This window comes from Enterobacter cloacae complex sp. P27C, from assembly GCF_014895705.1.
GTDB lineage: Bacteria > Pseudomonadota > Gammaproteobacteria > Enterobacterales > Enterobacteriaceae > Enterobacter > Enterobacter bugandensis.
In genome coordinates, this window is sequence record NZ_JADBQB010000006.1 from 176,748 (window position 1) to 194,552 (window position 17,805).

General features: G+C 57.0%; 11 protein-coding genes. All 11 read left to right on the top strand.

Annotated features, from left to right (window positions below; translation table 11 throughout):
• The first annotated feature begins 10 nt into the window (after window positions 1–10).
• The 11 genes from ptsP to recD all read left to right on the top strand — a co-directional run bounded on the left by ptsP (window position 11) and on the right by recD (window position 17,797).
• The gene (gene ptsP, locus IM291_RS14130; RefSeq protein WP_028014285.1) at window positions 11–2,257 is read left to right on the top strand and encodes a phosphoenolpyruvate--protein phosphotransferase; all 2,247 of its coding nucleotides are present in this window, start codon (window positions 11–13) and stop codon (window positions 2,255–2,257) included.
• 192 nt (window positions 2,258–2,449) lie between these two features.
• Window positions 2,450–3,325 carry a prolipoprotein diacylglyceryl transferase gene (gene lgt, locus IM291_RS14135; RefSeq protein ID WP_028014284.1) on the top strand — a complete coding sequence of 292 codons (876 nt, stop codon included), beginning with the start codon at window positions 2,450–2,452 and terminating at the stop codon, window positions 3,323–3,325.
• Between the two features lie 6 nt (window positions 3,326–3,331).
• Window positions 3,332–4,126 carry a thymidylate synthase gene (gene thyA, locus IM291_RS14140; RefSeq protein WP_048999247.1) on the top strand — a complete coding sequence of 265 codons (795 nt, stop codon included), beginning with the start codon at window positions 3,332–3,334 and terminating at the stop codon, window positions 4,124–4,126.
• 184 nt (window positions 4,127–4,310) lie between these two features.
• Window positions 4,311–4,775, top strand: a complete 465-nt coding sequence (locus IM291_RS14145; RefSeq protein WP_028014283.1) for a prepilin peptidase-dependent protein — start codon at window positions 4,311–4,313, stop codon at window positions 4,773–4,775.
• Window positions 4,766–5,326 carry a prepilin peptidase-dependent protein gene (locus IM291_RS14150; RefSeq protein WP_048999248.1) on the top strand — a complete coding sequence of 187 codons (561 nt, stop codon included), beginning with the start codon at window positions 4,766–4,768 and terminating at the stop codon, window positions 5,324–5,326. Before IM291_RS14145 ends, IM291_RS14150 begins: the two co-directional genes overlap by 10 nt.
• Window positions 5,323–5,724, top strand: a complete 402-nt coding sequence (locus IM291_RS14155; protein WP_048999249.1) for a DUF2509 family protein — start codon at window positions 5,323–5,325, stop codon at window positions 5,722–5,724. Before IM291_RS14150 ends, IM291_RS14155 begins: the two co-directional genes overlap by 4 nt.
• A complete protein-coding gene (locus IM291_RS14160; RefSeq protein ID WP_048999250.1) occupies window positions 5,709–6,032 on the top strand; it encodes a prepilin-type N-terminal cleavage/methylation domain-containing protein in 324 nt (107 codons plus the stop codon). Before IM291_RS14155 ends, IM291_RS14160 begins: the two co-directional genes overlap by 16 nt.
• Before the next feature lie 12 nt (window positions 6,033–6,044).
• Window positions 6,045–9,419, top strand: a complete 3,375-nt coding sequence (recC, locus tag IM291_RS14165) for an exodeoxyribonuclease V subunit gamma (RefSeq protein WP_048999251.1) — start codon at window positions 6,045–6,047, stop codon at window positions 9,417–9,419.
• A gap of 139 nt (window positions 9,420–9,558) precedes the next feature.
• The gene (gene ptrA / locus IM291_RS14170) at window positions 9,559–12,441 is read left to right on the top strand and encodes a pitrilysin (protein ID WP_048999252.1); all 2,883 of its coding nucleotides are present in this window, start codon (window positions 9,559–9,561) and stop codon (window positions 12,439–12,441) included.
• The gene (gene recB, locus IM291_RS14175) at window positions 12,438–15,980 is read left to right on the top strand and encodes an exodeoxyribonuclease V subunit beta (RefSeq protein ID WP_192987132.1); all 3,543 of its coding nucleotides are present in this window, start codon (window positions 12,438–12,440) and stop codon (window positions 15,978–15,980) included. Before ptrA ends, recB begins: the two co-directional genes overlap by 4 nt.
• Window positions 15,977–17,797, top strand: a complete 1,821-nt coding sequence (gene recD, locus IM291_RS14180; protein ID WP_192987133.1) for an exodeoxyribonuclease V subunit alpha — start codon at window positions 15,977–15,979, stop codon at window positions 17,795–17,797. The genes recB and recD overlap by 4 nt, the downstream gene beginning before the upstream one ends.
• Window positions 17,798–17,805: the final 8 nt, after the last annotated feature.

Here is a 17,805-nt window from a genome sequence, read left to right on the forward strand (position 1 = left end):
TACGCAAATCATGCTCACCCGCTTGCGAGAAATAGTCGAGAAGGTGGCCAGCGCTCCGCGCCTTAACGAGGCACTGAATATTCTGGTCACTGACATCTGTCTTGCGATGGAGACCGAGGTCTGTTCGGTGTATCTGGCCGACCACGATCGGCGCTGCTATTACCTGATGGCGACCCGCGGTTTGAAAAAGCCGCGGGGGCGCACCGTAACGCTCGCATTTGATGAGGGTATCGTCGGTCTGGTTGGGCGGCTGGCTGAACCTATCAACCTTGCCGACGCGCAAAAACACCCCAGCTTTAAATACATCCCTTCCGTAAAAGAAGAACGCTTCCGCGCGTTTCTGGGTGTGCCGATTATTCAGCGCCGTCAGCTACTCGGTGTGCTGGTCGTCCAGCAGCGCGAGCTGCGTCAGTATGATGAAAGCGAAGAGTCCTTCCTCGTCACGCTGGCGACACAGATGGCGGCGATCCTCTCTCAGTCTCAGCTTGCTGCGCTCTTTGGTCAGTACCGCCATACGCGCATTCGCGCCCTTCCGGCATCGCCAGGGGTGGCGATTGCGGAAGGCTGGATGGACGCCACGCTGCCGTTGATGGAGCAGGTCTACGAAGCCTCTACGCTTGATGAAGCGCTGGAGCGCGAGCGTCTTACCGCCGCGCTGGAAGAGGCGGCCAATGAGTTCCGTCGCTACAGCAAGCGCTTTGCCGCTGGTGCGCAAAAAGAGACGGCGGCCATCTTCGACCTCTACTCGCACCTGCTTTCCGACGCGCGTCTGCGCCGTGAGCTTTTTGCTGAGGTTGATAAAGGCGCAGTCGCGGAGTGGGCGGTTAAAAAGGTCATCGAAAAATTTGCCGAGCAGTTCGCTGCACTGACCGACGGTTATCTGAAAGAGCGGGCGGGAGATCTCCGCGCGCTGGGACAGCGCCTGCTGTTCCACCTCGATGATACCATTCAGGGGCCGAATGCCTGGCCGAAACGGTTTGTGCTGGTGGCCGATGAACTTTCGGCAACAACGCTGGCCGAGCTGCCGCAGGACAGACTCGCCGGGGTTGTCGTACGTGATGGTGCAGCGAACTCCCATGCCGCCATTATGGTGCGCGCGCTCGGTATCCCTACCGTTATGGGGGCGGATATTCAGCCCTCGGTGCTGCACCGGCGCACGCTGGTGGTTGATGGTTACCGCGGTGAACTGCTGGTCGATCCTGAGCCGGTTCTGCTCCAGGAATATCAGCGTCTCATCAGCGAAGAGAATGAATTAAGCAAGCTGGCGGAAGATGACGTTAACCTGCCCGCGCAGCTTAAAAGCGGAGAGCGGATCAAAGTCATGCTCAACGCCGGCTTAAGCCCCGAGCACGAAGAGAAGCTTGGCAGCCGAATCGACGGGATCGGTTTATACCGCACTGAAATCCCCTTCATGCTGCAGAGCGGTTTCCCCTCCGAAGAGGAGCAGGTGGCGCAGTATCAGGGGATGTTACAGATGTTCAACGACAAGCCTGTCACCCTGCGAACCCTGGATGTCGGGGCGGATAAACAGCTGCCGTATATGCCCATCAGCGAAGAGAACCCGTGTCTGGGCTGGCGCGGGATCCGTATTACGCTCGATCAGCCGGAGATCTTCCTGATCCAGGTGCGCGCAATGCTGCGCGCCAACGCCGCGACGGGCAATCTCAGTATCCTGCTGCCGATGGTCACCAGCATAGATGAAATCGACGAAGCGCGGCGCCTGATCGAACGTGCTGGTCGTGAAGTGGAAGAGATGATTGGCTATGCGATCCCGAAACCACGGATCGGCGTCATGCTCGAAGTGCCATCTATGGTCTTTATGCTGCCGCAGCTGGCAAATCGCGTTGATTTTATCTCTGTCGGTACCAACGACCTGACGCAATATATTCTGGCCGTCGACCGGAACAACACCCGCGTCGCCAGTATCTACGATAGCCTGCACCCGGCGATCATTCGCGCGCTGGCGATGATTGCCCGTGAGGCGGAACAGTACGGTATTGATCTCCGCCTGTGCGGTGAAATGGCCGGAGACTCTATGTGCGTCGCGATCCTGATTGGTCTGGGGTATCGCCATCTGTCAATGAACGGCCGCGCAGTAGCGCGCGTGAAGTATTTGTTGCGGCATATCGACATCAATGATGCCCGCGAGCTGGCTGAGCGCAGCCTTGAGGCGCAGCTGGCCGCAGAGGTTCGTCACCAGGTGGCGGCATTTATGGAACGGCGCGGTATGGGCGGCCTGATCCGCGGTGGTCGCTAATCGTCTTTCGTCCTCTCCTTGTGGAGAGGGCGCCAGTGCGCACAAAAACCTATACACATCTTTTACATCTCTGGCGCATCCTCCGCGCCCGCCTTATGCTATGATTCGCAACTTTGGAGCCTCTGCTTAAGGCAGAATCGCATGTCTACCGCTGTCCACTTTCAGCGGAATAACAACATCTTGTGGTGACAGATGAACAGTGGTTATCTGCATTTTCCGGAATTTGATCCGGTCATTTTCTCAGTAGGACCTGTTTCGCTTCACTGGTACGGTCTGATGTACCTGGTGGGCTTTATTTTTGCCATGTGGCTCGCGGGCCGTCGCGCCAGCCGTCCTGGCAGCGGCTGGACCAAAAACGAAGTTGAAAACCTGCTGTACGCGGGCTTCCTCGGCGTGTTCCTCGGTGGCCGTATTGGGTATGTACTGTTCTATAACTTCCCGGTGTTCCTGAACGATCCCCTCTACCTGTTCCGCGTCTGGGACGGCGGCATGTCCTTCCACGGCGGCCTGATTGGGGTGATCCTGGTGATGGTGATTTTTGCCAAACGCACCAAACGTAACTTCTTCCAGGTGTCTGATTTTATCGCACCGCTGATCCCGTTTGGTCTGGGGGCGGGTCGTCTGGGCAACTTTATTAACGGTGAGCTGTGGGGCCGCGTTGACCCAAGCGTACCGTACACGATGCTCTTCCCGGGCTCCCGTGCGGAAGATATCGCGCTGCTGCCGTCGCACCCGGAGTGGCAGTCCATTTTCGATACCTACGGCGTGCTGCCGCGTCATATGTCCCAGCTGTATGAGCTGGCGCTGGAAGGCGTGGTGCTGTTTATCATCCTCAACCTGTTTATTCGCAAGCCGCGCCCGATGGGAGCTGTTTCCGGACTGTTCCTGATTGGCTATGGCGCGTTCCGCATCATCGTTGAATTCTTCCGCCAGCCGGATGCGCAGTTTACCGGCGAATGGGTACAGTACATCAGCATGGGGCAGATCCTCTCCATTCCGATGATTGTCGCGGGTGCCATTATGATGATTTGGGCGTATCGTCGTCGTCCACAGCAACAACTTTCCTGAGGAACCATGAAACAGTATCTTGAATTGATGAAAAAAGTGCTCGATGAGGGCACGCCGAAAAACGACCGTACCGGTACCGGTACGCTCTCCATTTTTGGCCACCAGATGCGCTTCAATCTGCAAGAAGGCTTCCCTCTGGTGACGACGAAGCGCTGCCACCTGCGCTCGATCATTCATGAACTGCTCTGGTTCCTGCAAGGCGACACCAACGTTGCGTATCTGCACGAAAATAACGTCTCCATCTGGGACGAATGGGCAGATCAAAACGGCAACCTGGGCCCGGTTTACGGCAAGCAGTGGCGCGCATGGCCAACGCCTGATGGCCGCCATATTGACCAGATCACCACCGTGATGAACCAGCTGAAAAACGATCCGGACTCGCGCCGAATCATCGTTTCCGCCTGGAACGTGGGCGAGCTGGACAAAATGGCGCTGGCTCCGTGCCATGCGTTCTTCCAGTTCTATGTCGCAGACGGCAAGCTCTCCTGCCAGCTCTACCAGCGCTCCTGTGACGTGTTCCTCGGCCTGCCGTTTAACATTGCCAGCTATGCGCTGTTAGTCCACATGATGGCGCAGCAGTGCGACCTGGAAGTGGGTGATTTCGTCTGGACAGGTGGGGACACCCATCTTTACAGCAATCATATGGAACAGACGCATCTTCAGCTCACTCGTGAACCGCGCGCGTTGCCGAAGCTGATTATCAAACGCAAACCGGAATCGATCTTCGATTACCGCTTTGATGATTTTGAGATTGAGGGCTACGACCCGCACCCTGGCATCAAAGCGCCTGTCGCTATCTGATGCGGTAAAGCGTGACATAACCGGTGCTGTTTAGCGCCGGTTTTTTTTCGTCTTTATTTCGTTTTCCGAGGCGTTATCCAGAAAACGTGCAACGCGCTGCAACTCTCCTGATATTTCGGATAACGCCTCGTAAAAACATTATTCACCGCTCGCCACGCCCAAGGCGAATCGCCACACTTCCCGCATGAAAAAAGAGAACGGCTTTACGCTTATCGAAACGCTGGTGGCAGTCTCGCTGGTTGTCATACTCAGCGCCTCAGGTCTGTACGGCTGGGACAGCTGGCAGCGGCAGCAGCGGCTGTGGCAAACCGCCGGCCAGGTGCGCGACTATCTGGTGTTTCTGCGAAATGATGCCAACAGGTACAACCGCGATCATCACATAACCCAGCTGCGGGTTGGGGGTCTGGAGTGTCTGGTGAGCGCTGCCGTACAAGGCTGTGAGAAGGGCAGCCCCTTTGTTCTGATTCCACTCTGGCCAGAGGTCGCGGTGAGCGAGGTCACACCTTCATTAGGGTTCTATGGGTTAAGGGATACGGCATGGGCAGGGCGGATACGCCTGCAAAGCCGTGCCGGAGAATGGCTTATCCTGGTCTCAGACGGAGGGCGCATCAGAATGTGTAAGGTCTCACAAGGAGGTTCATGTCGATGAGACAACGCGGTTTCTCGCTGACAGAAGTTCTGATTGCTACGGCCATCAGTAGCCTGTTGTTGATTGGCGCATCGCGCTTTCTACCCGGATTGCATCAGGCGGTATTACTGCAATCCGGCCAGAGAGAGCTGGAAGAAGAGGTCTGGCAGCGCCTGTTTGCTCTCGGCAAACAGCTTCAGCGTGCGGGTTACTGTGCGGGGAACTGCCAGGGGCAAGGGCTGGCGATCGCAAGGCAGGGCAGCTGCGTCATTGTTCGGTGGGATGCCAACAGTAACGGTCGCTGGGATCGCAGTGCATCAGAAAACGACAGCACCGGTTTTCGTCTGGAATCGGGCGCGCTGGAAACGCTTCGTGGGGCAACCTCGTGTGAAGGTCAGGGATGGGAAAAGCTCACGAACCCGGACAGGCTCGCCATCGCGCATTTTGTGGTGAGGAAAGTAACACACGCCGGGTTTGCGCCGGAGTTGAATATCGAACTGTCCGCCCTGCGCAACGGCGATCAAGGAGAGCCTTATCAGGCTTTGTATACGGTCACGGGGTACAACCTGTGAACCGTCAACGCGGTATGTCTTCGCTGGCGCTGGTTCTACTTTTACTGGTGCTTGGTACGCTGATCCTCACCGGCCTTAACCAGCAGCTGACAACGTTCAGCGCGCTCGTTGGCGGTGAGAGCCGTTCGCTGCAGCAGCAGGCTTCTGTACAGTCAGCGCTTGAGTGGGGGCGCGTTCAGAGCTGGTCACCCGCTCCTGAAGTCCAGTGCAAAAAGGCACCCGCCTGGCAAGTGTGTTTGCGGCGGCTGAGTGAGACCACTGTTTTACTGATTGCCGGAGTCAACGACCTGCTGCTCTGGCGTTCAGGAGAGATTATTGACGGTAATATTCGCTTTTCGCCTCACGGCTGGAGTGATTTTTGCCCGCTAAAGGAGCGTTCGCTATGCCAGCTGCCGTAAGCAAAGAAAAAGGATTTAGCATGGTTGAGGTCCTGCTGGCGATGATGCTGCTGGTCATCATCGTCACGGCACTGGCCGGCTATCATCGGGCGCTGGCGGCGCGGTTTACGCTGTTTAACCAGTATCGTCAGCTCTGGCACCATGCCTGGAATCAGGCTCAGCTCTCAACAAATGTTCTGCCCGCAGGCTGGCAGGTCAGTCGGGTGCAGACAACGCACGCAGGATGTGTCAGCATCACGGTTACACTTATTTCTCCTCTGGGGCGACGCGGTGAAATAACGCGTCTGCATTGCCCGGTTAGCCAGTAGTCGGGAGCGTCTATGTTAAGGGTCTACCACTCAAATCGTCTGGATGTGCTGGAAGCACTGATGGAATTTATCGTTGAGCGCGAGCGGCTCGACGATCCTTTTGAGCCTGAAATGGTGCTGGTGCAGAGCACCGGTATGGCACAGTGGCTGCAAATGTCGCTTTCCCGTAAGTTTGGCATTGCCGCGAATATTGATTTCCCGCTGCCCGCGAGCTTTATCTGGGAGATGTTTGTTCGCGTGTTACCGGACATCCCCGAGCAGAGCGCCTTCAACAAGCAGGGCATGAGCTGGAAGCTGATGGCGCTGCTGCCGGAGATGCTCCAGCATGATGAATTCGCCATGCTGCGCCACTACCTCAATGACGATACCGATAAGCGCAAGCTGTTCCAGCTGGCGTCGCGCACCGCCGATCTCTACGACCAATATCTTGTTTACCGTTCTGACTGGTTAATTCGCTGGGAAGCGGGCGAACTGGTTGAAGGGTTACCGGAGGCGCAAATATGGCAGGCACCGCTTTGGAAAGCGCTGGTCGAGCATACGGAGAAACTTGGGCAGCCTAAGTGGCACCGTGCCAACCTGTACGATCGGTTTATCTCAATACTCGAAAATGCGTCGGCGCGTCCAGCCCGACTGCCGTCACGCGTTTTTATCTGTGGGATATCCGCATTACCGCCTGTTTATCTGAAAGCGTTGAATGCGCTGGGTAAACATATCGATATTCATATTTTGTTCACCAACCCTTGCCGACAGTATTGGGGGGATATCCTCGACGAACGTTGGCTTGCGCGGCTGGTGACTCGCCAGCGAAAGCGCCTTTTTGAAGAACGATCCGTCCCGCTGTTTAAAGACGGCTCGACTGCCGGGCAGCTTTTTGATGAAGACGGCATCCAGAACCTGCCCAATCCACTGCTTGCCTCATGGGGGAAGCTGGGGCGTGATTACATTCACATGCTCTCCGATATTACGTCATCAGGCGAAGGTGACGTTGACGCCTTTGTCGAGATCGCCCCGGATAGTCTGCTGCATAATATTCAGTTAGATATTCTGGATCTGGAGAACCGCGCCGTCATGGGCGTGACGGCGAAAGAGTTTGAGCGCAGCGACAGCAAGCGGAAGCTGGATGCTGAGGATCGCAGTATCACGATCCATGTTTGTCATAGCCCGCAGCGTGAGGTCGAAGTGCTTCACGATCGGCTGCTGGCGATGCTGCAGGACGACCCTGAACTGACGCCGCGCGATATCGTGGTGATGGTGGCGGACATCGACAGCTACAGTCCCTTTATTCAGGCCGTATTCGGCAGTGCGACGGGTGAGCGATATCTGCCTTACGCCATCTCTGACCGTCGTGCCCGTCAGTCTCACCCGGCATTGCAGGCATTTATCACCCTGCTTTCACTGCCGGATAGCCGGTTTATCTCCGAAGATGTTCTGGCGTTACTGGATGTTCCCGTGCTGGCAGCCCGCTTCAACATCAATGAAGAAGGGCTGCGCTACCTTCGCCAGTGGGTAAACGAATCAGGCGTTCGCTGGGGCATCGATGACGATAACGTCCAGGAATTCGAGCTTCCCCCAACCGGCCAGCATACCTGGCGGTTTGGCCTGACGCGTATGCTGCTGGGCTACGCCATGGAGAGCAGCCAGGGCGAGTGGAACGAAGTGCTGCCTTACGATGAGTCCAGCGGTTTGATTGCTGACCTGGTAGGGCATTTAGCTTCTTTGCTGATGCAGCTTAACCGCTGGCGCCGTGAGCTAATGCAGCCGCGTCCTCTTGAAGAGTGGCTCCCGGTGTGCAGGGCGTTACTTAATGATTTCTTCCTGCCAGACAACGACACCGAAGCGGCGATGGCGCTCATTGAAACGCAGTGGCAGGCTATCGTTGACGAGGGCGTGAATTCCCACTATCGCGAAGTGATTCCTTTGTCGCTGCTGAGAGATGAGTTGACGCAGCGCCTTGACCAGGAGCGAATCAGCCAGCGTTTCCTGGCAGGCCCCATCAATATCTGTACCCTGATGCCAATGCGCTCAATTCCCTTTAAGGTGGTCTGCCTGCTCGGCATGAACGACGGTATTTATCCTCGGGCCCTGGCACCGCTGGGGTTCGATTTGATGAACGCAGATCCAAAGCGGGGGGACCGTAGCCGTCGTGATGATGACCGCTATCTCTTCCTTGAAGCGCTCATCTCCGCTCAAAGTAAGCTCTATATCAGCTATATCGGTCGTTCCATTCAGGACAACAGCGAGCGCTTCCCCTCCGTTCTGGTGCAGGAACTGGTGGACTATATCGGCCAGAGCCACTATCTGGCTGGGGATGAGGCGCTTAACTGCGACGAAAGCGAGCAGCGGGTGAAGGCGCACATTACCTGTATCCACAGCCGCATGCCGTTTGACCCGGTAAACTATATTGTCAGCGAACAGCAGAGCTATGCCCGCGAATGGCTGCCAGCAGCGAAAAAAGAGGGGAGAGCCCATACGGATTTTATTCAGCCGCTTGATCCGCTGCCCATCAACACTCTGACTTTCGAACAGCTTCAGCGGTTTTGGGCGCATCCGGTGCGCGCCTTCTTCCAGCAGCGATTACAGGTCAACTTCCGCTCTGAAGAGAGCGAAATTCCTGATGCAGAACCCTTTACTCTGGATGGGCTGGAGCGCTATCAGCTAAACCTTCAACTGCTTAATGCGCTGGTTGAAGAGGAAGATGCAGACAAACTTTACCGCCGCTACCGTGCCGCAGGGCAACTACCTTACGGTGCGTTTGGGGAAATCGTCTGGGAGGCGCAGTGCCAGGAGATGACCGCTCTGGCGGAGCGCGTCAGGGAGCACCGCCAGCCCGGACACAGCATCGAAATCGATCTCAGCTGCAAGGGCATACAGCTCACGGGCTGGCTAACCCAGGTTCAGCCAGATGGGCTACTGCGCTGGCGGCCTTCTCTGCTCAGCGTTTCACAAGGATTGCAACTCTGGCTGGAACATCTTGTCTACAGTGCGGGTGGGAATAAAGGTGAAAGCCGGATCTTCGTGCGCAAAGAGGGCGAATGGCGCTTCCCACCTATGGAATCAGAACAGGCGTTACGCTATCTGTCCTTGTATATTGAGGGCTATCTTCAGGGAATGAACAAACCCCTCCTGTTACTGCCCGAAAGTGGCGGTGCGTGGATAAAAGCCTGTTATGACGCGCAGAATGATGCGATGTTAACGGATGAGGCTTCGCTGCAGAAAGCACGCAGTAAATTTATGCAGGCCTATGAAGGAAACATGATGGTACGCGGTGAAGGTGAGGATGTCTGGTATCAACGTCTATGGCGAACGCTTGAGCCAGAATACTTCGAGGCTATTAAGGAAGAGGCACAGCGCTACCTGTTACCGTTGTTTAAGTTTAATCAGTCCTGAGTGCTGTATAAAAATTGCGCAGTATGGGGTGTTCATTTATGATGCACTTCTTATCACGGACTGATGTACCCAAAGAATGAGATGTTGGCGTGTCCAGCACGCAGTTTGTTAATGATGTAGCCGTGATAAAGAGGTCGTAATGCCAGGCAGCACCTTGTTTAAAGCGTTTGTTTTGTTTTTCGCCCTCTGGGCACCCGTCACTCACGCAGACTCCGGTTGGCAACCCGTTCAGGAAACTATCCGTAAGAGCGAAAAAGATACCCGTCAGTATCAGGCTATCCGCCTTGATAACGGTATGACCGTGCTGCTGGTTTCCGATCCGCAGGCGGTGAAATCCCTCTCGGCGTTAGTGGTGCCGGTTGGATCGCTGGAAGATCCTGAGGCGCATCCGGGGCTGGCGCATTACCTCGAACACATGACGCTGATGGGCTCTAAAAAATATCCGCAGCCGGATAGCCTTTCTGAATTCCTGAAAATGCACGGCGGCAGCCACAACGCCAGCACGGCACCGTACCGCACGGCCTTTTATCTCGAAGTCGAAAATGACGCGCTGGCAGGGGCGGTTGATCGTCTTGCCGATGCTATCGCCGCGCCGCTGCTGGATAAAAAATACGCCGACCGCGAGCGCAATGCCGTCAATGCGGAGCTGACCATGGCCCGTACCCGGGACGGTATGCGTATGGCGCAGGTCAGCGCCGAGACCATCAACCCGGCGCATCCGGGCTCACGTTTCTCGGGCGGTAACCTGGAGACGCTGAGCGATAAACCGGGAAGCCCGGTCATTGACGCCCTGCATGCGTTTCGTGACAAATACTACTCCGCCAACCTGATGAAGGCGGTTATTTACAGCAACAAACCGTTGCCGGAGCTTGCCGGACTGGCGGCACAAACGTTTGGCCGGGTGCCGAATAAAAATATTGACCTGCCGAAGATAGACGTACCGGTTGTCACGGACGCGCAAAAAGGGATCGTCATCCACTACGTTCCTGCCATGCCCCGCAAAGTGCTGCGCGTTGAGTTCCGCATTGATAACAACACAGCCCAGTTTCGCAGTAAAACCGACGAGCTGGTGACCTACCTGATTGGTAACCGCACCCCGGGAACCTTATCTGACTGGCTGCAAAAACAGGGGCTGGTGGAAGGGATCCGCGCCGATTCCGATCCCGTGGTAAACGGCAACAGCGGCGTGCTGGCGATCTCCGCCACCCTGACCGACAAAGGTCAGGCCAACCGTGATGAAGTGGTGGCGGCTATCTTTAGCTACCTCTCTTTACTGCGCGAGAAAGGCGTCGATAAGCGCTATTTTGATGAACTGGCGCACGTGCTGGATCTCGATTTCCGTTACCCGTCCATTACCCGCGATATGGATTACGTGGAGTGGCTGGCGGATACCATGATCCGCGTGCCGGTGGCGCACACGCTCGACGCGGTCAATATTGCCGATCGTTATGATGCCGAGGCGGTAAAAGCGCGCCTGGCGATGATGACGCCGCAAAATGCCCGTATCTGGTACATCAGCCCGAACGAACCGCATAACAAGACGGCATACTTTGTTGATGCCCCTTATCAGGTAGACAAAATCAGCGACCAGACCTTCGCCGACTGGCAGAAGAAGGCCGGTGAGATTGCGTTGAAGCTGCCGGAGCTGAACCCCTATATCCCGGATGATTTCTCGCTGATCAAAACGACTAAGGATTATCCGCACCCGGAGCTCATTATTGATGAACCGACGCTGCGCGTGGTGTATACCCCAAGCCGTTATTTTGCGAGCGAGCCAAAGGCCGATGTCAGCGTGGTCCTGCGTAACCCGAAAGCGATGAACAGCGCCAAAAATCAGGTGATGTTCGCGCTCAATGACTATCTGGCCGGTATCGCGCTCGATCAGCTCAGCAACCAGGCGGCCGTGGGCGGGATCAGTTTCTCCACCAATGCCAACAACGGTTTGATGCTTAATGCAAATGGCTATACTCAGCGTCTGCCTCAGCTTTTCAAGGCACTGCTCGAGGGTTACTTCAGCTACACTCCAACGGAAGAGCAGCTTGAGCAGGCTAAATCCTGGTATGCGCAGATGATGGATTCTGCAGAAAAGGGCAAAGCTTACGATCAGGCGCTTATGCCGGCGCAAATGCTGTCGCAAATACCTTATTTCCAGCGTGAAGAACGCCGTGCCTTGCTGCCATCAATCTCATTAAAAGAGGTGCTGGCTTACCGTGACTTGCTAAAAACCAACACGCGCCCGGAGTTTCTTATCGTCGGCAACATGAGCGAAGATCAGGCCAAAACGCTGGCAGAAAATGTTCGCACGCAGCTCGGTTCGAAAGGGGACGAGTGGTGCCGTAACCAGGACGTGCTGGTTGAGAAAAAACAGAATGTGATCTTTGAAAAAGCGGGGAGCAGCACCGATTCCGCGCTGGCCGCGGTGTTTGTGCCAACGGGCTATGATGAATTCGCAAGCTCTGCGCAGAGCGCCGTTCTGGGTCAGATTATTCAGCCGTGGTTCTATAACCAGCTGCGCACAGAAGAGCAGCTTGGCTATGCGGTATTTGCTTTCTCAATGAACGTGGGGCGTCAATGGGGGCTGGGCTTCCTGCTGCAAAGCAGCGACAAACAGCCAGCCTATCTCTGGCGCCGCTATCAGGCGTTCTTCCCGCAGGTGGAAGCAAAACTGCGGGCCATGAAGCCGGAAGAGTTTGCTCAGATCCAGCAGGCCGTCATCGCGCAGGTGATGCAGCCGCCGCAGACGCTGGGCGAAGAGGCGTCGCAGCTGAGCAAAGATTTCGATCGCGGTAATCTGAAATTTGATTCGCGTGATAAAGTAGTGGCTGAGATAAAACAGCTGACGCCGCAGAAGGCTGCCGATTTCTTCCATCAGGCCGTGATTAAGCCGCAGGGCATCACTATCCTGTCTCAGGTATCCGGTAGCCAGAACGGGAAAACGGACTACGTGAACCCGAAAGGCTGGAAAGTCTGGAAGAGCGTCAGCGCGTTGCAGCAATCTATGCCCTGGAGTAAGAAAGAATGACCGATACCGCTGAGTCCCTTGATCCCTTACGTTTACCTCTGCAGGGTGAACGATTGATTGAAGCCTCAGCGGGAACGGGAAAAACCTTCACCATCGCCGCGCTCTATCTGCGCCTGCTGTTAGGGCTTGGCGGTAACGCCGCTTTTCCTCGTCCTTTGAGCGTTGAAGAGCTGCTGGTTGTTACCTTTACCGAGGCCGCCACCGCTGAGCTGCGCGGCCGTATTCGGACCAATATCCACGAACTGCGCATCGCCTGTCTGCGCCAGAGCACGGATAACCCTCTTTACGCGAGCCTTCTGAAAGATATTGCCGATAAGCAACAGGCAGCCCAGTGGCTGCTCCTCGCAGAAAGACAGATGGACGAAGCGTCCGTCTTCACCATTCACGGTTTTTGCCAGCGCATGCTGAGCCTGAATGCGTTTGAATCCGGCATGCTGTTTGAGCAACAGCTTATTGAAGATGAATCCGTGCTTCGCTATCAGGCCTGCGCGGATTTCTGGCGTCGACACTGCTATCCGTTACAGCGGGATATTGCGGAAGCGGTACATGCGTTGTGGAAGGGGCCCGAAGCACTGCTGCGCGCCATCGATCGTTATCTGCAGGGTGAGGCGCCGGTCATCAAATCCCCGCCGCCAGCAGATGAAACCCTGGCCTCGCGGCATGAAAAAATCATCGCGAAAATTGCTGACATCAAACAAAAATGGATTGAGTCAGTCGGCGAGATTGACGCGATCATCGAGAATTCCGGGATCGATCGACGTAAGTTCAATCGCGGCAACCAGGGCAAATGGATCGAGAAGATCAGCGCGTGGGCGCAAGAAGAGACGCGCGGTTACCAGCTCCCGGATGCGCTGGAGAAATTCTCCCGGCGTTTCCTGGTTGAGCGGACCAAAGCCGACGGTATCGTGCCTGAACATCCCCTGTTTCAGGCGATTGAAACCCTGCTGGCGGAGCCCCTGACGCTCAACGATCTGATGATCACTCGCGCCATGACGGAGATCCGCGACGCCGTCGCGCGTGAAAAGCGTCGCCGGGGCGAACTGGGGTTCGACGATATGCTGAGCCGACTTGATGCGGCGCTGTGCAGTGAGAATGGCGAAGCGCTTGCCGCCGCGATTCGCACCCGCTTTCCGGTCGCGATGATTGACGAATTTCAGGACACCGACCCACAGCAATACCGCATTTTCCGCCGTATCTGGCGCCAGCAGCCCGGCACCGCGCTGTTGTTAATCGGCGATCCTAAGCAGGCCATTTACGCCTTCCGCGGTGCGGATATTTTTACCTACATGAAAGCCCGCAGCGAGGTTGACGCACACTACACGCTCGACACCAACTGGCGCTCTTCTCCCGGCATGGTGGAAAGCGTCAATGCGCTCTTCAGCCGCATGGATACGGCGTTTATGTTCCGGGAGATCCCTTTCCAGCCGGTCAAGTTCGCCCCTAAAAATACCGCGTTGCGCTTCGAGGTTAATGGCGAAACTCAGCCAGCCATGAACTTCTGGCTACTTGATGGGGAAGGCTGGGGCGTCGCGGACTATCAAAATGCTATGGCCCAGCACTGTGCGGCGCAAATTAGGGACTGGCTCAGCGCAGGCGCGCGCGGCGATGCGTTGCTGTGGAAGGAGGATAAACCAGCCCCGGTAAAGGCATCCGATATCACGGTGCTGGTGCGCAGCCGTCAGGAGGCCGCGCTTATCCGCGACGCCCTGACGCTACTGAATATACCTTCCGTCTACCTCTCCAACCGCGACAGCGTTTTTGAAACGCTGGAAGCCCTCGAGATGCTATGGCTGCTGCAGGCTGTGCTGGCCCCGGAGCGTGAAAGCACGCTCCGCAGCGCCTTAGCGAGCGCGATGCTCGGGCTGAACGCGCGTGACATTGATGCGCTTAATACTGACGAATCCGCGTGGGATGCTGTGGTAGAAGAGTTTGTGCGCTACCGTGAAAAATGGCAGAAGCGCGGCGTGATGGCGATGGTGCGCGAGCTCATGGCACAGCGTCACATTGCGGAAAACATGCTGGCGACAGCGGGCGGCGAGCGCCGTCTGACCGATATTTTGCACATCAGCGAGCTGCTCCAGGAAGCGGGTACGCAGCTGGAGAGCGAGCATGCTCTGGTGCGCTGGCTGGCCCAGCAGATTGCCGACCCTAACAGCAATTCTTCCAGCCAGCAGATGCGCCTCGAGAGCGATAAACATCTGGTGCAGATCGTCACCATTCACAAGTCGAAAGGCCTGGAGTATCCGCTGGTCTGGCTGCCGTTTATCGCCAATTATCGCGTGCAGGACCAGGCTTTTTACCACGATCGCGAGTCGTTCGAAGCGGTACTCGACCTCAGCAATGCGGAGTCCAGCGTCGAGCTGGCCGAAGCCGAGCGTCTCGCGGAAGACCTGCGCCTGCTATATGTGGCGCTGACCCGTTCGGTCTGGCACTGTTCCCTGGGCGTCGCGCCGCTGTTCCGTCGCCGTGGCGAAAAGAGCGGCGAGAGTGATTTTCATCTGAGCGCGCTGGGGCGGCTTATTCAGCGCGGCGAGCCTAAAGATGCCGCAGGGCTGCGCCAGTGCATCGAATCACTTTGCTCAGAGCATGTTGCCCTGCATATTCCCTCCCAGCCCGACAGCAGCCGCTGGCAGACGCCGGAGCAGGGAGAGTCAGCGCTGCATGCCCGCGAGGTGGCTCGCACAATCGCTGACGACTGGCGCGTTACCAGTTACTCCGGTTTACAGCAGCACGGACAGAGTATTGCGCAGGATCTGATGCCAAAACTGGACGTGGATGCCGCTGGGGCCGGGAGCGTGCCCGTCGAGCCGGCGCTCACGCCGCATCAGTTTCCGCGCGGCGCCTCGCCGGGCACGTTTTTGCACAGCCTGTTTGAAGAGCTGGATTTTACCCAGCCGGTATCAGAAGAGTGGGTGCTGAAGATGTTACAGAGCGGCGGCTACGACGCACAGTGGCAGCCGGTTCTCACTGAATGGATCCGCGCTGTTCTGCACGCGCCGCTCACGGCGCAGGGGATCTCGCTGAGCCAGTTGACCGCCAAAGATAAGCAGGTGGAGATGGAGTTTTACCTCCCCATCGCCAGCCCGCTCAGGGCCGAGGCGCTTGATGCGCTGATCCGCGAGTACGATCCGTTATCCGCCGGGTGTCCGCCGCTGAATTTCCGCCAGGTGCAGGGGATGCTGAAAGGCTTTATCGACCTGGTTTTCCGCCACGAAGGGCGCTACTACCTGCTGGATTACAAATCGAACTGGCTGGCGGCAAACAGCGAAGCTTATACCCAGCAGGCGATGGCCTCAGCGATGCAAATGCATCGCTACGATCTGCAGTATCAGCTTTACACCCTGGCGCTGCACCGTTACCTGCGCCATCGCATGGCCGATTATCGCTATGAAGATCATTTTGGCGGCGTCATTTACCTGTTTCTGCGCGGCGTGGATGCTAACGACCCGCGTTCGGGTATCTTCAGCACCCGCCCGGCTGTGGAGTTGATTGAAAAGATGGATAACCTGTTTGCTGCAAGCACGGAGGAGGTAGCATGACGATGCAGGCGCTACTGCTGGACGCAATTGAACAACGTGCACTTCGCCACCTGGACGTACAATTTGCCATGATGGTGGCGGGTGAAGAGCCTGCCGTTATGCTTGCCGCGGCGATCCTGAGTAAAGATGCGGGAGAAGGGCATGTCTGTCTGCCGCTTTCACGTCTGGTGGTGGATGAGAAAATGCCGCCGGCTTTACAGGCGTGTTTCGCGCTTCTGGGTGAGGCAGTGGACTGGCAAGAAATATTACTCCGCTCGCCCGCCGTCAGCAGCGCCGATACCGGTACGCCAATGATTTTGACGGGCGAACGTTTGTATCTGAACCGGCTGTGGCGTAACGAACTGACGGTGGCGCGCTTCTTCAGCGAGACCAATACTCCGCTCCCGTGCGATGAAGCACTGCTCCGGCAAACGCTGGATACGCTGTTTACCTCTGACGACGAGACAGACTGGCAGAAAGTGGCGGCAGCAGTGGCGTTAACGCGGCGGATATCGGTGATTTCGGGCGGGCCGGGCACCGGTAAAACGACCACCGTGGCTAAGCTGCTTGCCGCGCTGATTGAGTTATCGGGTGAGCAAAAGTGTCGTATCCGCCTGGCGGCACCCACCGGTAAAGCGGCTGCACGTCTGACGGAGTCGTTAGGCGGCGCGCTGCAAAAACTGCCGCTTACCGGGGAGCGGCTTGCGCTTTTCCCTAACGAAGCCAGCACGCTGCACCGCTTGCTCGGCGCGCAGCCGGGTAGCCAGCGTCTGCGCTACCATGCCGGTAACCCACTGCATCTGGACGTGCTGGTGGTGGATGAAGCATCGATGATTGACCTGACGATGATGTCGCGTTTGATTGATGCGTTGCCGCCGCACGCGCGCGTCATTTTCCTCGGCGACCGCGATCAGCTTGCCTCCGTGGAGGCCGGGGCCGTGCTGGGCGATATCTGCACCTATGCCAGCCTGGGGTATACCGCTGAACGCGCTGAGGAGCTGGCGCGCCTGACCGGATGTTCGCTCGCGGCTGAAAACCATTTACTTGCGGGGGCGCTGCGCGACAGCCTGTGTCTGCTGCAAAAAAGCTACCGTTTTGGCAGCGACTCCGGCATTGGTCAGCTTGCGGCGGCGGTGAACCGGGGCGACCGGCACGCTACCTGTGCGGTATTTGACGGTACCTTTACCGATATTGAGAAAAAATCGCTGCAAACCGGGGAAGAGTATCAGGCGATGCTGGATGACGCCCTGCTGGGGTATCAACATTTTCTGACGGGCGTACAGCAGCAAAGCACGCCGGAGCAGGTCATTGCCGCGTTTGGCGAATACCAGCTGCTCTGCGCGTTGAGGGAAGGGCCCTTTGGCGTCAGCGGCCTGAACGACAGGCTGGAACAGCTGCTGGCGCAAAAGCGTAAAATCAACCGTACTCCGCACTCGCGCTGGTATGAAGGCCGGCCGGTGATGATCTCCCGCAACGACAGCGCGCTGGGGTTGTTTAACGGGGATATCGGGATTGCGCTCGATCGCGGGCAGGGGCTCCGCGTCTGGTTCCAGATGCCGGACGGTAGCGTGAAGTCCTTCCAGCCGAGCCGTTTGCCCGAGCATGAAACTGCCTGGGCGATGACGGTGCATAAATCCCAGGGTTCTGAGTTTAACCATGCGGCACTTATCCTGCCCACACAGCTTTCCCCCGTCGTTACCCGCGAGCTGATCTATACCGCCATTACGCGCGCGCGTCAGCGCCTGTCGCTGTATACCGATGAACGGGTGCTGGTACAGGCGATTGCCACCCGCACGGAACGCCGAAGCGGGCTGAGCGCGATATTTGACTCCCTCTGAACGATGCC

Excerpts from the sequence above, each read along its gene's own strand:
- ptsP (WP_028014285.1), top strand. The coding sequence starts at position 11 with ATGCTCACCCGCTTGCGAGAAATAGTCGAGAAGGTGGCCAGCGCTCCG.
- lgt (WP_028014284.1), top strand. The coding sequence starts at position 2,450 with ATGAACAGTGGTTATCTGCATTTTCCGGAATTTGATCCGGTCATTTTC.
- thyA (WP_048999247.1), top strand. The coding sequence starts at position 3,332 with ATGAAACAGTATCTTGAATTGATGAAAAAAGTGCTCGATGAGGGCACG.
- IM291_RS14145 (WP_028014283.1), top strand. The coding sequence starts at position 4,311 with ATGAAAAAAGAGAACGGCTTTACGCTTATCGAAACGCTGGTGGCAGTC.
- IM291_RS14150 (WP_048999248.1), top strand. The coding sequence starts at position 4,766 with ATGTCGATGAGACAACGCGGTTTCTCGCTGACAGAAGTTCTGATTGCT.
- IM291_RS14160 (WP_048999250.1), top strand. The coding sequence starts at position 5,709 with ATGCCAGCTGCCGTAAGCAAAGAAAAAGGATTTAGCATGGTTGAGGTC.
- recC (WP_048999251.1), top strand. The coding sequence starts at position 6,045 with ATGTTAAGGGTCTACCACTCAAATCGTCTGGATGTGCTGGAAGCACTG.
- ptrA (WP_048999252.1), top strand. The coding sequence starts at position 9,559 with ATGCCAGGCAGCACCTTGTTTAAAGCGTTTGTTTTGTTTTTCGCCCTC.
- recB (WP_192987132.1), top strand. The coding sequence starts at position 12,438 with ATGACCGATACCGCTGAGTCCCTTGATCCCTTACGTTTACCTCTGCAG.
- recD (WP_192987133.1), top strand. The coding sequence starts at position 15,977 with ATGACGATGCAGGCGCTACTGCTGGACGCAATTGAACAACGTGCACTT.